The organism is Achromobacter sp. RW408 (assembly GCF_003184165.1).
GTDB lineage: Bacteria > Pseudomonadota > Gammaproteobacteria > Burkholderiales > Burkholderiaceae_B > Achromobacter > Achromobacter xylosoxidans.
This window is the reverse complement of record NZ_QHHO01000022.1, coordinates 535046-547973: the sequence shown is the minus strand read 5'-3', so window position 1 is coordinate 547973 and position 12928 is coordinate 535046. Positions and strand designations below refer to the sequence as shown.

General features: G+C 70.3%; 11 protein-coding genes. 2 read left to right on the top strand and 9 right to left on the bottom strand.

Features of this window, described 5'->3' with window-relative positions; translation table 11 throughout:
* Positions 1 to 349 precede the first annotated feature (349 nt).
* The gene (locus DK459_RS04815) at positions 350 to 1273 is read left to right on the top strand and encodes a LysR family transcriptional regulator (RefSeq protein ID WP_054471920.1); all 924 of its coding nucleotides are present in this window, start codon (positions 350 to 352) and stop codon (positions 1271 to 1273) included.
* 55 nt (positions 1274 to 1328) lie between these two features.
* On the opposite strand, the gene DK459_RS04810 is transcribed toward DK459_RS04815, so the two are convergent.
* From DK459_RS04810 to DK459_RS04780, 7 genes are all read right to left on the bottom strand, one after another.
* Positions 1329 to 2582: an Hsp70 family protein gene (locus DK459_RS04810; protein ID WP_024069566.1), complete on the bottom strand. Its 1254-nt coding sequence runs from the start codon at positions 2580 to 2582 to the stop codon at positions 1329 to 1331.
* 64 nt (positions 2583 to 2646) lie between these two features.
* On the bottom strand, positions 2647 to 3819 hold the full coding sequence (locus tag DK459_RS04805) for a RhtX/FptX family siderophore transporter (RefSeq protein ID WP_110134600.1): 1173 nt from the start codon (positions 3817 to 3819) through the stop codon (positions 2647 to 2649).
* A gap of 44 nt (positions 3820 to 3863) precedes the next feature.
* Positions 3864 to 4271, bottom strand: a complete 408-nt coding sequence (locus DK459_RS04800) for a cupin domain-containing protein (RefSeq protein ID WP_024069568.1) — start codon at positions 4269 to 4271, stop codon at positions 3864 to 3866.
* A gap of 59 nt (positions 4272 to 4330) precedes the next feature.
* Positions 4331 to 6463: a TonB-dependent siderophore receptor gene (locus DK459_RS04795; protein WP_006384843.1), complete on the bottom strand. Its 2133-nt coding sequence runs from the start codon at positions 6461 to 6463 to the stop codon at positions 4331 to 4333.
* A gap of 179 nt (positions 6464 to 6642) precedes the next feature.
* Complete coding sequence (locus DK459_RS04790; protein WP_110134599.1) at positions 6643 to 8781, bottom strand: TonB-dependent siderophore receptor; 2139 nt, start codon at positions 8779 to 8781, stop codon at positions 6643 to 6645.
* 102 nt (positions 8782 to 8883) lie between these two features.
* Complete coding sequence (locus DK459_RS04785; RefSeq protein ID WP_223308514.1) at positions 8884 to 9762, bottom strand: AraC family transcriptional regulator; 879 nt, start codon at positions 9760 to 9762, stop codon at positions 8884 to 8886.
* Between the two features lie 65 nt (positions 9763 to 9827).
* The gene (locus DK459_RS04780; RefSeq protein WP_024069572.1) at positions 9828 to 10793 is read right to left on the bottom strand and encodes a GlxA family transcriptional regulator; all 966 of its coding nucleotides are present in this window, start codon (positions 10791 to 10793) and stop codon (positions 9828 to 9830) included.
* A gap of 101 nt (positions 10794 to 10894) precedes the next feature.
* Between DK459_RS04780 and DK459_RS04775 the strand changes: the two genes are divergently transcribed.
* Positions 10895 to 12121, top strand: coding sequence for an MFS transporter (locus DK459_RS04775; protein ID WP_110134500.1), 1227 nt, complete (start codon positions 10895 to 10897; stop codon positions 12119 to 12121).
* Between the two features lie 97 nt (positions 12122 to 12218).
* On the opposite strand, the gene DK459_RS04770 is transcribed toward DK459_RS04775, so the two are convergent.
* A complete protein-coding gene (locus tag DK459_RS04770; RefSeq protein WP_006385040.1) occupies positions 12219 to 12551 on the bottom strand; it encodes a hypothetical protein in 333 nt (110 codons plus the stop codon).
* Between the two features lie 146 nt (positions 12552 to 12697).
* The gene (locus DK459_RS04765; RefSeq protein WP_006385039.1) at positions 12698 to 12922 is read right to left on the bottom strand and encodes a DUF3820 family protein; all 225 of its coding nucleotides are present in this window, start codon (positions 12920 to 12922) and stop codon (positions 12698 to 12700) included.
* Positions 12923 to 12928 lie beyond the last annotated feature (6 nt).

Here is a 12928-nt window from a genome sequence, read left to right as displayed (position 1 = left end):
GCGCGGGTCGCTGCCCCCCGAGGGGGCGTTTTTGCCTTGGGGCGGCCCGGCGGCAAAAAAAGCCCCCCCACGCTCGCCGCTGCGCGGGTCGCTGCCCCCCGAGGGGGCGTTTTTGCCTTGGGGCGGCCCGGCGGAAAAAAAGCCCCCCACGCTCGCGCTGCGCGGGTCGCTGCCCCCCGAGGGGGCGTTTTTGCCTTGGGGCGGCCCGGCGGCAAAAAAAGCCTCACGCCGTGGCCTGGCGCCAGTACGATATATGGGAACCATACGATCCAGTGATGGCATTCATTCTCACCAATGTTGCCTTTAAGGAACCAATTCAATCGCAGGCGGCGACGCCCAGGAAGGCATGATGGCTACACCCCTCCCCCACGACCGGCTCGGCGGCATCGAGGTTTTCGTGCAGGCCGCCGAGGCCGGCAGTTTCGCGCTGGCGGCCGAGCGCCTGAGCCTGACCCGTTCGGCGGTCGGCAAGTCCATCGCGCGGCTCGAGGCCAGGCTGGGCGCGCGGCTGTTTCATCGCACCACGCGCCAGCAGAGCCTGACCGACGCCGGCCAGGCCTATTACGACCGATGCGTGCGCGCGCTTGCCGAGCTGTACGACGCCGAGGCGGAGCTGGACAGCGGCCGCCGTTCGCCACAGGGCCGCCTGCGCGTCAGCGCGCCGGTGGTGTTCGGCCGCCATTGCGTGGCCCCGGTACTGCGCGAACTGGCGGCGCGGCATCCGCAGTTGCAGATCGAGATTTCGTTCAACGACCGCGTGGTCGACCTGATCGAGGAAGGCTACGACCTGGGCATCCGCATCGGCGCGCTACCCGACAGCGCGAGCCTGGTGGCGCGGCGCCTGGGCCTGCAGACCATGGGCATAGGCGCGTCGCCGGCCTACATTGCGGCGCATGGGCGCCCGCAAACGCTGGATGAAATGCGCCAGCACGTGGGCGTGGCCTACGCCCGTGGCGGCGTCGAAAAGGGCTGGTCGTTGATGGAGGCGGACGGCGAGGTGGTGCAGCTGCGCGTGCCGCCGCGCCTGCGCATGGACGATCTGCAAGCCATCGCCGACGCGGCCATCGCGGGCGCCGGACTGGCCTGGCTGCCTTGCTGGATGCTGTCGCACTACGTGCGCACCGGCGAACTGGATGTGCTGATGCACGGCGACCGCATGGCGGCGCAGCCGGTGCATGCGGTGTGGCCCCAGGCGCGCTACCTGCCGTCGAAGACGCGCACCGCGATCGACGCGCTGGCCGAACGGGTGCCGGCGATGCTGGCGACGTGGTGACGAAAGCGCGCGGCGCGGCGGCCGCGCGGTGTGGGCGGCAAGCGCCGCCCGAGCCTCAGTCGAACTTGCGGCGCGCGTCCAGCGCCAGGCCGGCGCCGATGCTGCCGAACAGGTCGCCCTCGACGCTGCGCGCCTGCGGCACCAGCGCCGAGACGCATTCGCGCAGTCGCGGCACGCGACTCGAACCGCCGGTGAAGAACACCGTGTCCACATCGGCGGGCGCGACGCCCGCGTCGCGCAGCAGGGTGCCGACGGTCTGCTCGATCTTCTCGATCAGCCGCGCCACGCTGTTGTCGAACGACGGCCGGCTCACGTCCACGCCAAGTTCGGGCGCGATGCGCGACAGGTCGATGCGCGCCGCCGGCGCCTCGGACAGCGCGATCTTGGCCTCTTCCACCTGCACCGCCACCCAGTGGCCGGCGCGCTGCTTGACCAGGTTCAGCAGCAGGTCGATCTTGTCGCGGTCGCCGGCCTCGGCGCGGATGTAGGCGAAGTGCTCGGCGGCCTTGCGGGTGTAGGCCTGGTTGATGGTGTGCCAGCAGGCCAGGTTGCCGTACTGCGTGGACGGCACGTCCTTGCCGCTGCGCAACTGGCTGCCCAGGCCCAGCAGCGGCATGACGTGCGCCAGGCTGAGCTGCTTGTCGAAGTCCACGCCGCCGATGTGCACGCCGCCGTAGGCCAGGATGTCGTCGCGCCGGTCCGGCTTGGCGGCGCGGCCCGGACCCAGACGGATCAGCGAAAAGTCCGAGGTGCCGCCGCCGATATCGATGACCAGCACCAGTTCCTCGCGGTCGATCTGCGACTCGTAGTCGAAGGCCGCGGCCAGCGGCTCGAACTGGAATTCGATGTCGGTGAAGCCGACGCTGCGCGCGATCTCGCCCAGGGTGTCCTGGGCGGTCTGGTCGGCGGCGGGGTTGTCGTCGACGAAGAACACCGGCCGGCCCAGCACGGCGCGCGTGAAGTCGCGGCCGGCGGCGGTTTCGGCGCGGCGCTTGAGCTCGGCGATGAAACGCGTCAGCAGCACGCGGAACGGGATCGAGCGGCCCTGCACCTCGGTGGAACCGTCGATCAGCGAGCTGCCCAGCAGGCTCTTCATCGAGCGCATCAGGCGCCCGTCGTAGCCCGCCAGGTAGTCGGAGATGGCCGCGCGGCCGTAGCTGACCTCGGCGTCTTCATCGTGAAAGAAGATGGCCGAGGGCAAGGTGGTCTTGCCGTCTTCAAGAGCCAGGAGCGCGCGCTGGTCGGGGCGGCTCCAGCCGACGGTGGAGTTCGACGTGCCGAAGTCGACGCCGCATGCGGTGGAAATCATGGAAATTCGGGGGCTGAAAGCAAAACGGCGCACAAGTGTAGCCGCAACCGCCCGAAACGCCATGTCACCCGGGGCGGCGCAGCGCCAGCGCCACGAAAACCAGCGTGACCACGGCCGCCAGCAGCCCGCCGCCGAAACCAGCGGCATAGCCGAGCAGGGCGGCCAGCGCGGTGATGAGCGACGAGGTCAGGATTTCGCCCAGGTCGCGCGCGCTCTGCACCGCCGTCATGTCGGTGCCGGCCTGCGTGCCGCGAGCGGCAAAGCGCATCGCCAGCGTCATCAGCGCCACCGAGGCGGCGCCGGCGCCGAACGAACCCAGCGCCTGGGCCAGGTAGGCCATCAGCGCGGGCTGCGCGGCCCAGCCCCGCGCCTGCGCCAGCCAGGCCACCGCGGCCGCGCCCGAGGCCGCCAGCCCCAGGGCCAATGCGCCGCGCGCGCCCAGGCGCCCGACCAGCCAGGCGCCGCCGCCGCACCCCAGCAGCACCGTCACCGCGCCGCCGGCCATGCCGAGCTGCCCCACCGCGTCCACCGGCCAGCCCGCATCGACCAGGAACAATTTGGACAATCCATAGCCCGCCACCGCCGTCATCGCCGACAGGAACGCCGCCAGTACCAGCGCCCAGGCGCCGGGCCGGCGCGCGAAACCGGCCAGCGAGGCGCGCCGCGGCGCGGCCGCGGGTTCGGGCAGCGCGGTTTCCCGCCACCCCAGCGCCATCAGCAGGCTGAACGCCACCACCGCGGCCAGCAGCGCCAGCGCGCCGCCCTGCCCCAGCCGGCCGGCCAGCACCAGGCAACCGGGCCCGCCGGCGAAGAAGCCGACCATGGTGCCGCCCACCTGCACGGCGTTGGCGCGCGCCAGGGCCTGGCCATGGAAGCGCTCGGCGGTCAGGCCATCGGTGGCGATGTCCTGCGTTGCGCTGGCCAGCGAGGCCAACGCCATCAGGCCCACCACCCAGGGCGCGCTGGCTGCGGCGATGCCGGTCATGGCCACCGCCGCCAGGCAGGCCAGCACCACGGCCTGCATCGGCAGGATCCAGCTGCGGCGCCGGCCGAGCGTGGCGCGCCAGCGGTTGTCGACCAGCGGCGCCCACAGGAACTTCAGCACCCAGGGCAGCCCCACCAGCGGCAGCCAGGCCAGCGCATGCAGGGGCGCGCCATCGCGCCGCAGCAGCGTGGGCAGCGCCTCCATGGCCACGCCCAGCGGAATGCCCTGGGAAAAATACAGCGCGCCGATCATGACGAACAGGCGCGCATTGGCGATAGGCTTCACGTCGATTTCCTTCAAGCTTGCGAGGCCGCGCCGGCGCGGCGGTGTTCACTGCCATGCCCGGGCGTGACGAACAGGATGCGGGCCGGACAGGCCACGTGCAGCCGGTGCCACACGCCGCGCGGCACCACCACGCTGCGCCGCGCGTCCAGCAGCACGTCGGTCTCGGCGCCGGTCGCGTCCATCAGCGTCAGCACCACGCGGCCCTCCAGCACGCAGAGCATTTCCTCGCCCGCGGGATGGCGTTCCCAGACGTCGCCATGCACGTCGGCGTCGCAGGCCGCGGCCTTGACGCCGACCAGCCAGCCCTCGTGCGGCGCCAGCCGGCGCAGCTTGCCGATATCGCGCATGGCGCCGTCGGCGCCGAGCGCCATGAAATGATCGAGCCAGTCGAACACTGGCGGGGGGATGAGCGTGGCCAATCCGTTACTCCTTCGAATGATGGCCGGGCGGCGCGCGCCGCCCGTGTGGGGCGCGCCGTTCAATACTCGGCGCGCAGGGTCAGCATGAGGTTGCGCGGTTCGCCGTAGCGGTTGTTCCAGGCCGTGCCCGACAGGCTCTGGTAATAGCCGCGGTCGAACACGTTGTTGACGTTCAGCGCGGCGGTCAGGTGCTTGTCGACGCGGTAGGCCAGGCGCAGGTCCACCAGCGCGTAGCCGCCCTGGCGCAGCGTGACCGGGCCCGACTCGGTCGAGTAGCCGGACTGCACCTGCAGGCCGCCGCCCACGCTCAGGCGCCGCTGCATCGTCGGCAGCGCATAGTTCGTCCACAGCCGGAAGATGTGCTTGGGCGTGAAGCTGGCGAACGGCTGGCCGCCCGCCTGCGTGTCGGTCAGGTACTTGCTGGTGTTGAAGGTGTAGCCCGCGGCCACCGTCCAGTACGGCGTGATGTTGCCGCTGGCCTCGGCCTCGAAGCCGCGGCTGCGCACCTCGCCGCCAGCCACGTAGTAGCAGTTCTGGCCGACGCAGGGCCAGGCGGGATCCTGCTGCGCGCGATTCTTCTGGCGGATCTGGAACACGGCCAGCGATACGTTCAGCGCGCCGTCCATCAGTTCGCCCTTGATGCCGGCCTCGTAGTTGGTGCCGGTGACCGGGTCCAGCCCCTGGCCGTCGCGCGTCAGCTGGGTCTGCGGCTGGAACACCTCGGCATAACTGCCGTACAGCGACCATTGGCGGTCCAGGTCGACGATCAGCCCGCCGTAGGGCGTGAATTCGGGATCGATGCGCTGTCGCGAAGCGGGCGCGTCCTGGTTCCACCAGCTCATGCGTCCGCCCAGCACCAGCGTCAGCGGGTCGGCCAGCGAGAAGCGGCCCATGCCGTAGACGCCCTGCTGGCGCGCGCGCGTCTCGCCCGGCGAGGTATAGGGTCCCACGCCCGGCTCCGGCACGCTGCGCGGGTCCCAGTCGAACACGTTGACCGGCACGCGCAGCGCCGGCAACAACTGGCCGGTGTACTGCTCGGTCGTGGTGCGCTGGGCATTGCCGCCCAGCAGCAGTTCGTGGCGGCGGCCGAACAGTTGCACCGGGCCGCTGACGTAGGCATCGACGCTGGCCTGGGTGTTGTCGAACTTGTAGGCGCCGCCCATCAGCGCCGACCCCAGGCCGGTCTGGCGGTCGATCGCGCCATAGGCGCCGGCGTACTTCAGGTTGCTGTCGGCGGTCAGATAGTTGGCGCTGACCTTGGCGCTCCACCCCTGGCCGAAGCGGTGCTCCAGGTCGGCGAATACCCGCGTCGTGTTCCAGTTGAAGCGGTCCCAGGCGGCGTCCAGGTAGGTCGAGCGCTTCAGGCCGATATCGCCGCCGTCCTTGTAGCGCGGCACGCCCGCCATGTTGGTGGTGGAGCGGATGCGCTGGTATTGCAGGCCGGCCGAGAGCACCGTGTCCGGGCCCAGGTCGACCTCGCCGATGCCGTAGAACAGCGCCGACTTCTGGTCCGCCACGTCGTAGAAATAGCCGCGGTCCTCGAGCGCCGTGACGATGCGGCCGCGCACGCTGCCGCTGTCGTTGAGCGGGCCGCCGAGGTCGGCCTCGACGCGGTAGCGGTCCCAGCTGCCGGCGCTGAGCGCGCCGCTGAAGGCGAACTCGCGCTGCGGACGCTTGCGCACCAGGTTGACGGTGGCGGCAGGGTTGCCGGCGCCGTGCAACAGGCCGTTGGCGCCGCGCAGGATCTCGACGCGCTCATACACCGCCATGTCCTGGGGCGACGCGGCCATGTTGCCCATCAGCACCGGCACCCCATCCTGCTCGTACGAATCGACCTTGAAGCCGCGGGCGTAGTAGGCGGTGGTCAGCAGTTGGTAGGGCTGCACCGTGATGCCGGTGGCGTGCTGCATCACCTCGTCCAGGCTCTGCAGATTCTGCTGCCGCATCTGTTCCTGGCCGATCACCGTGATCGATTGCGGCGTCTCGCGCACCGTCAAAGGCAGCTTGCCCATGGTGGGCGTCGGCGCGGTGGCGGCGGATTCGCCGCTGACCGTCACCGCCGGCAGCGTTGCCGCATCGCCCGCCTGCTGGGCCTGCGCTGGCCCCACCGCCGTCAACGCCAGCCACACCGGCCAATGGCGCGCCGCGCCCTTGCGCGGCCGTGCCGCCCTGTTCCTGAACCTTGATCGCACCGCAGTTCCTCTTTCCTGGTTACTGAGAATTATTCTCAAACCATTCTAGAGAGCGGCCCGGCGCGCCACTGGCGATTGCGGAAGTCTCGCTGGCGATTGCGGAAGTTTTTTACCGGGCGGGCCGAGGCGGCCGGGACGCGCCATGCGACGCGCGCGGCCGCCTCAGCCGATGACGACGGTCAATACTCGGCGCGCACCGTCAGCATGAAATTGCGCGGCTCGCCGTAGTAGTTGGTCCAGCTGGCATCGTTCAGGCGCTGGTAGTAGACGCGGTCGAACAGGTTGTTGGCGTTGAGCGCCACCGTCACGTGCTTGTCGACGCGGTAGGCCACGCGCATGTCGGCCAGCGCGTAGCCGCCCTGGCGCAGCGTGATGGTCTTGGCCACGTTGTAAAAGCCCGATTGCACCTGTACGCCCCCGCCTACGCTCAGGCGCCGCTCGAGTGCCGGCAGGGCGTACTCGGTCCACAGGCGGAAGATGTGCCTGGGCGTGAAGCTGGCGTAGGGCTGGCCCTCGGCGCGCGTGTCCACCTTGTACTTGGTGGTGTTGAAGGTGTAGCCCGCCGCCACCGTCCAGTAGGGCGTGATGGCGCCGGCGGCCTCGGCCTCGAAGCCGCGGCTGCGGACCTCGCCCCCGGCGACCGAGGGGCAGCGCTTGCCCACGCACACCACCGAGGGGTCGGCCTGGGCGCGGTTCTTCTGCTGGATCTGGAACAGCGCCAGCGATACGTTCAGCGCGCCGTCCATCAGTTCGCCCTTGACGCCGGCCTCGTAGTTGGTGCCCGTGACCGGATCGAGCGGCTGGCCGTTGCGATCGAGCTGGTCAATTTGCGGCATGAATACCTGCGCGTAACTGCCATACAGCGACCACTGCCGGTCCAGGTCGACGATCAGGCCACCATAGGGCGTGAATTTGGCATTGGTGCGCTGGCTGGCTTTGGGCGCTTGCAGCCGGCTCCAGTCCATGCGCCCGCCCAGCACCAGCGTCAGCGGATCGGCCAGCGAGAAGCGGCCCATGCCGTACACGCCCTGCTCGCGGTCGCGATTGATGCCCGCGGACTTGTAGGGGCCGATGTCGTAGCCGGGCACGTCGCGCGGATGCCAGTGGAACACGTCCATCGGCATGTTCAACTGAGGGCTGGTGACATCGGCATTCAGGTTCTCGTACGAAGTCCGCAGTGAATTGGCGCCGAACAGCAGTTCGTGGCGCCGCCCGAACAGTTCCACCGGACCGCCGACGTAGGCATCGATGCTGGTCTGGCTGTTGTCGTACTTGATACCTCCTCCCGACAGCTTGGCGCCCAGGCCTGTCGCGCGGTCGATCCCGCCGTTGACGGTGAGGTACTTCATCTCGGAATCGGAGCGAAGATGATCGACGCTGAGCCGCGCGCGCCAGCCCTGGCCGAAGTGGTGGTCCAGGTCCGCGAACACGCGCGTCGTGTTCCAGTCGGAACGGCTGCCGGCGGATTCCAGGTTGACCGAGCGCCGCAGCCCGATCGGCGCGCCGTCCTTGTAGCGCGGCAGCCCGCCCATGCTGGGCGGCGGATGCGAGCGCACGCGGCTGTGCAGCAGGCCCGCCGACAGCACGGTGTCCGGGCCCAGGTCGACCTCGCCGGTGCCGTAGAACAGCCCGGTCTTCTCGTTCGCGCCTTCATAGAAGAAGCCGCGATCGGCCATGACGCCGACGACGCGGCCGCGCACGCTGCCGCTGTCGTTGAGCGGTCCGCCCAGATCGACTTGGGCGCGATAGTTGTCCCAGCTGCCGGCGCTGAGTTCACCGCCGAAGGCGAATTGCCGCTGCGCACGCTTGCGCACCAGGTTGACGGTGGCCGAGGGATTGCCGGCGCCGTGCAACAGGCCATTGGCGCCGCGCAGGATCTCGACGCGCTCGTAGATGGCCATGTCTTCCGGCGCGGCGGCGCGGTTGCCCATCATGGCAGGCACGCCGTCCTGTTCGAAAGATTCGATCTGGAAGCCGCGGGCATAGTAGGCGGTGGTCAGGTGATGGTGCGGCTGCACCGTGATGCCCGTGGCGTGCCGCATGACGTCGTCCAGGGTTTGCAGGTTCTGCTGGCGCATCTGCTCCGGCCCGATCACGGAGATCGATTGCGGCGTCTCGCGCACGCTCAAGGGCAGCTTGCCCAATGTCGGCTGTTGCGCACTGGCGGCCTCGCGTTCGCCGCTGACGGTGACTGCCGGCAGCGTGGCCGCGTCCTTGGCATCCCTGGCGTCGCCGGCCAGCGCCGGCCCCGCCACCACCGCCAGCCAGAGCGGCCAATGGCGCGCCGCCCGCGCGCGCCGCGCCTTGTTCCTGGACATTGAACGCATGGGTACTTCTCCTTCTTTGATACTGAGAATTATTCTCATACAATTTGAAGGAGAATCCGCAGCGCGCAAGCGTTTGTAAGACTCTTGCTATGTTCAGCGACCAGGAACCAGCGCGCTGGGCAGCACCCCGTAGCGCCGCTGGAAGGCCTTGGTGAAGTGCGAATCGGTATAGCCGCAGGCATAGGCGGCCTGCGACACGCTCATCTCGCCGGCGGCGAGCAGCGCGTGCGCCTGGGCCATGCGCTGCTCGCGCACGAAGGCGTAGACACTGCATCCGAACACGCGGCGAAAGCCCGTGGTGAGCTTGTTGACGTTGACGCCGGCGCGGCGCGCCAGCTCGGGCAAGGTGGGGGGATGCTGAAGATCGGCCAGCAGCAGGTCGCGCGCGTGGTGCAGGCGTTCGGTATCGGCGCGCGACAGGCCGGGCGGCGGCGGCGCGGCCTGTGCCGGCTGCAGGGCGCCCAGCGCCAGCGCGGTCAGTTCGAGGGCCTTGGCGGACAGGTACATGCGCTTGAGCGCGCCCTGCATGGGACAGGCCAGCATCTGCCGGCCCAGGGCCTGCAGCGGCGGCGCCAGCCGCAGGTTGGCCTCGGCGTAGGAATCATCGTGGCACGGCGCGCGCAGCAGGCGGACGATGTCGGCGGGTTCCAGCGACAGGGAGTCGCGCAGGTGGTCCAGCGAGGTGCGCAGCGAGACAAAGCGCAGCGACCGGCGCGCGCCGAACTCGTGCTCCATGCGCAGCGGGTCGCGGCACAGGCTCAGGTGCAGCAGCGGTCCGCTGACTTGCGCGGCCGGCGCGCCCGGCACGCGGTAGCGCAGTTCCCCTTCCAGCACCAGCACCAGCTTCAGGCCGGGTGTCAGGTCTTCGAGCACCCGCTCGCCGCGCTCGAAGCGCAACGTGCCGCCGGCCAGCGACATGGCTGGCGTGGCGGCCGGAACGGCCCAGTCGAGTTCAGGATGCGAAGCGGTCACGGTGGCGGGCCCGGGCGGGATCCGACGCTTTATTGAGAGTGACTATTATTACCGTTTCACCCGTTTCATGCCAACGCGGCATTGCGCGCCGCGCGCCGCAGCGCCTGTGGCGGCTGGCCGTAGACCCGCAGAAAGGCGCGGCGCATGCGTTCGCTGTCGGTGAAGCCGACCCGCCGGGCGACGCTGTCGATACTGCCATCGCCCTGTTCGATCTGCGCGCGCGCGGTCTCGGCTCGGATGCGCTCGACCGCCTTGGCGGGCGTTTCGCCGGTCTCGGCCTTGAAGCTGCGCAGGAACTGGCGCGGGCTGACGCAGGCGACCCCAGCCAGTTGTTCCACCGTCAGCGCCGTGCCCAGGTTGCCGCGGATATGCTCCAGCACGGCGCGCATGCGTTCGCTGTCGGGCGCCAGGTCCTGCAGGGCCGAGAACTGCGACTGGCCGCCCGAACGCCGGTGGTAGACCACCATTTCGCGCGCGGTCTCGGCCGCCACGTCCACCCCCAGGTCGGCCTCGACCATGGCCAGCGCCAGGTCGATGCCGGCGGTGATGCCGGCCGACGTCCAGGTGTCGCCGTCGCGCACATGGATGCGGTCGGGCTCGACCCGGACCGTGGGATGGTTGCGCGCCAGCGCCGCGGCATGGCGCCAATGGGTGGTGGCGCGCAGCCCATCGAGCAGGCCGGCGGCGGCCAGCACCAGCGCGCCGGTGCACACGCTGGCCAGCCGCCGGCCCTGTTGGCGCTGGGCCAGCAGGCGGGCGCGCAAGGCGGCGGTGACGGCGGTTTCGCGCGCGCCCTCGCCGCCCGGCACCACCAGGGTATCGGCCGGCGTGCCGCGCCACGGTCGCGTCTGCACGCCAATGCCGCAGGAACTACGCACTTCGCCGCCATGCTCGGACACGACGTGGACCCGGTATGCCGGGCCAGCCGCCGTCCGCGCGAAACGGCCGGCGGTCTGGAACACGGCCGCGGGGCCGGACATGTCCAGCAGCTGGAAATCGGGCACCAGCAGGAAGGCGACGTGGTGGGTCATGACGGATTGGCGTTTTTTGAGGGAATTATGTCATTCACGCCAAAGTGTGCGTCGATACAGTGGGGCCTGTCAAACCCGACCTGTCCGCCCCTTCCTTTCCCATGCCCTCCTCGCCCTCGCCCGCCACGGGCCGCCGCAACGCCCGTATCCTGGCCGTGTGCCAGGGCCTGTTCATCGCCGCGATTTCCATCGACCTGACGCTGACCGCGCTGACCGGCCACATGCTGGCGCCGGACAAGGCGCTGTCGACGCTGCCGTTCGCGCTGATCACCGTCGCCGGCGCTGTCGTGACCTGGTTCGCTTCGCTGCTGATGCAGCGCATCGGCCGCCGCAACGGCTTCGCGCTGGGCGCCCTGGCCGGCGCGGCGGGCGGCGGCATCTCGGTGTGGGCGGTGTTCCACGATCACTTCTGGGCCTTCTGCGCGGGCACCGCGCTGGTGGGCGTGTTCCAGGCGTTCGCGCAGTACTACCGGCTGGCGGCGGCGGACGCGGTGGAACCGGCCGCCAAGAGCCGCGCGATTTCGGTGGTGATGACCGGCGGCGTCATCGCCGCGATCGCCGGGCCGGCGCTGGCGGCCTGGAGCCGCGACCTGTTCGCGCCGGTGGCGTTCGCCGGCGCCTACCTGATGGTGGCGCTGCTGTCGCTGTTGTCCGCCGCCCTGCTGTTCGGTTTCTATCGCGATACCGAAACGTCCGTGGCCGCGGGCGAGGCGCAGGCCGGGCTGCCGCCGCGGCCGCTGCGCGCGGTGGCGCGCCAGCCGGTGTTCATCGCCGCGCTGGCCAACAACGTGGTGGGATCGGTGTCGATGATGTTCATCATGACGGCCGCGCCGCTGGCGGCGGTGGCGTGCAGCCACAGCATCGGCGACGGCGCCAACATCATGCAGTGGCATCTGGTCGGCATGTACGCGCCGGCTTTTTTCGCGGGCGCGCTGATCCAGCGCTGCGGCCTGGCCAAGGTGCTGGGCGCGGGCATGCTGCTGAACGTGGCCTGCGCGCTGATCGCGATGGCCTCGCCGTCGCTGCCGGCGTTCTACGCGGCGCTGTTCTGCCTGGGAGTGGGATGGAATTTCATGTTCGTGGGCGGCACCACGCTGCTGGCGCAGTCGTACCGCCCATCCGAGCGCGCCCGCGCCCAGGGCGCGGCCGAGATGCTGCGCTATGCCGCCACCGCGGTGGCGACGCTGGCCGCCGGGCCGGCGCTGGACGCGTTCGGCTGGGAGGTCCTGAACGCCGCCATGCTGCCGGTGGTGCTGGCGGCCGGCCTGATGACCTGGCACTGGGCGCGCGGCTCGGCCCGGGCCGCCACGGCGGCCGGCCCGGCCTGACCAGGTCCGACCTGAAGCGGGCTGACCTGAAGCGGGCTGACCTGACCGAGCCCGACGTGCAGCGGGCCGGCCGGGCCAAGCCCCGCGGGCGCGGCGCTTACTGCTGCTGGCGGCGCTGCTCCAGTTCGCGCAGGCATTGGGCGACCCCGGCCTGCATCTGGGCGTTGGAGACGGCGGCGCGGTCCGAGACCTCGCGGCAGCGCACGTATTGCGCCTGGCTCTCGGGCGTGTCGCGGATCACGGCCGGCGCCGAGTTCGGATCGGGCGTGACGGTCATGCGCAAGGTGGAAGGCGGCGACAGGCTGCCGTCCTTGGAGCGCTGGCTGGGATATTGGAATTCCTGCGTGACCGGCGCCGCGTTCTGCGCCTGGGCCGCGCCGCCCAGGCAGGCCAGGGCCAGCAGGACGGCGGTGAACGGGAGTTTCTTCATGACGACCTCTCTTTGTTGGTCGCGCCCGGGCCAGATACCCCGCCCGGTGACGCGCCGGTCTATCGTAGCCCCACGCGCGCCCGCGGGGCGTGCCAAGACGCTACGCCAGCCGCGAGATTTGTTTCTTGCGGTTTCCCCGGCGCCGTTCAGCGCGCCGCCGGCGGCTGGCGCAAGGGCGCCAGCAAGGACGACAGGCCGTTGTGGTCCAGCTCGTGCATCAACGCCAGCAGGCGCCCCAGTTCGCCCGGCGGAAAACCCTTGCGCGCGAACCAGGCCAGGTACGGCCCCGGCAGGTCGGCGATGAGGCGCCCCTGGTACTTGCCGAAAGGCATGGTGCGCGTCACCAGCAGCTGCAGCAGTTCGGGATCCACGGGCCG

Bases quoted from the DNA above. Each gene is read 5' to 3' on its own strand.
- DK459_RS04775 (WP_110134500.1), top strand. From the start codon at position 10,895: ATGCCCTCCTCGCCCTCGCCCGCCACGGGCCGCCGCAACGCCCGTATC.
- DK459_RS04770 (WP_006385040.1), bottom strand. From the start codon at position 12,551: ATGAAGAAACTCCCGTTCACCGCCGTCCTGCTGGCCCTGGCCTGCCTG.
- DK459_RS04805 (WP_110134600.1), bottom strand. From the start codon at position 3,819: ATGATCGGCGCGCTGTATTTTTCCCAGGGCATTCCGCTGGGCGTGGCC.
- DK459_RS04815 (WP_054471920.1), top strand. From the start codon at position 350: ATGGCTACACCCCTCCCCCACGACCGGCTCGGCGGCATCGAGGTTTTC.
- DK459_RS04810 (WP_024069566.1), bottom strand. From the start codon at position 2,582: ATGATTTCCACCGCATGCGGCGTCGACTTCGGCACGTCGAACTCCACC.
- DK459_RS04780 (WP_024069572.1), bottom strand. From the start codon at position 10,793: ATGACCCACCACGTCGCCTTCCTGCTGGTGCCCGATTTCCAGCTGCTG.
- DK459_RS04790 (WP_110134599.1), bottom strand. From the start codon at position 8,781: ATGTCCAGGAACAAGGCGCGGCGCGCGCGGGCGGCGCGCCATTGGCCG.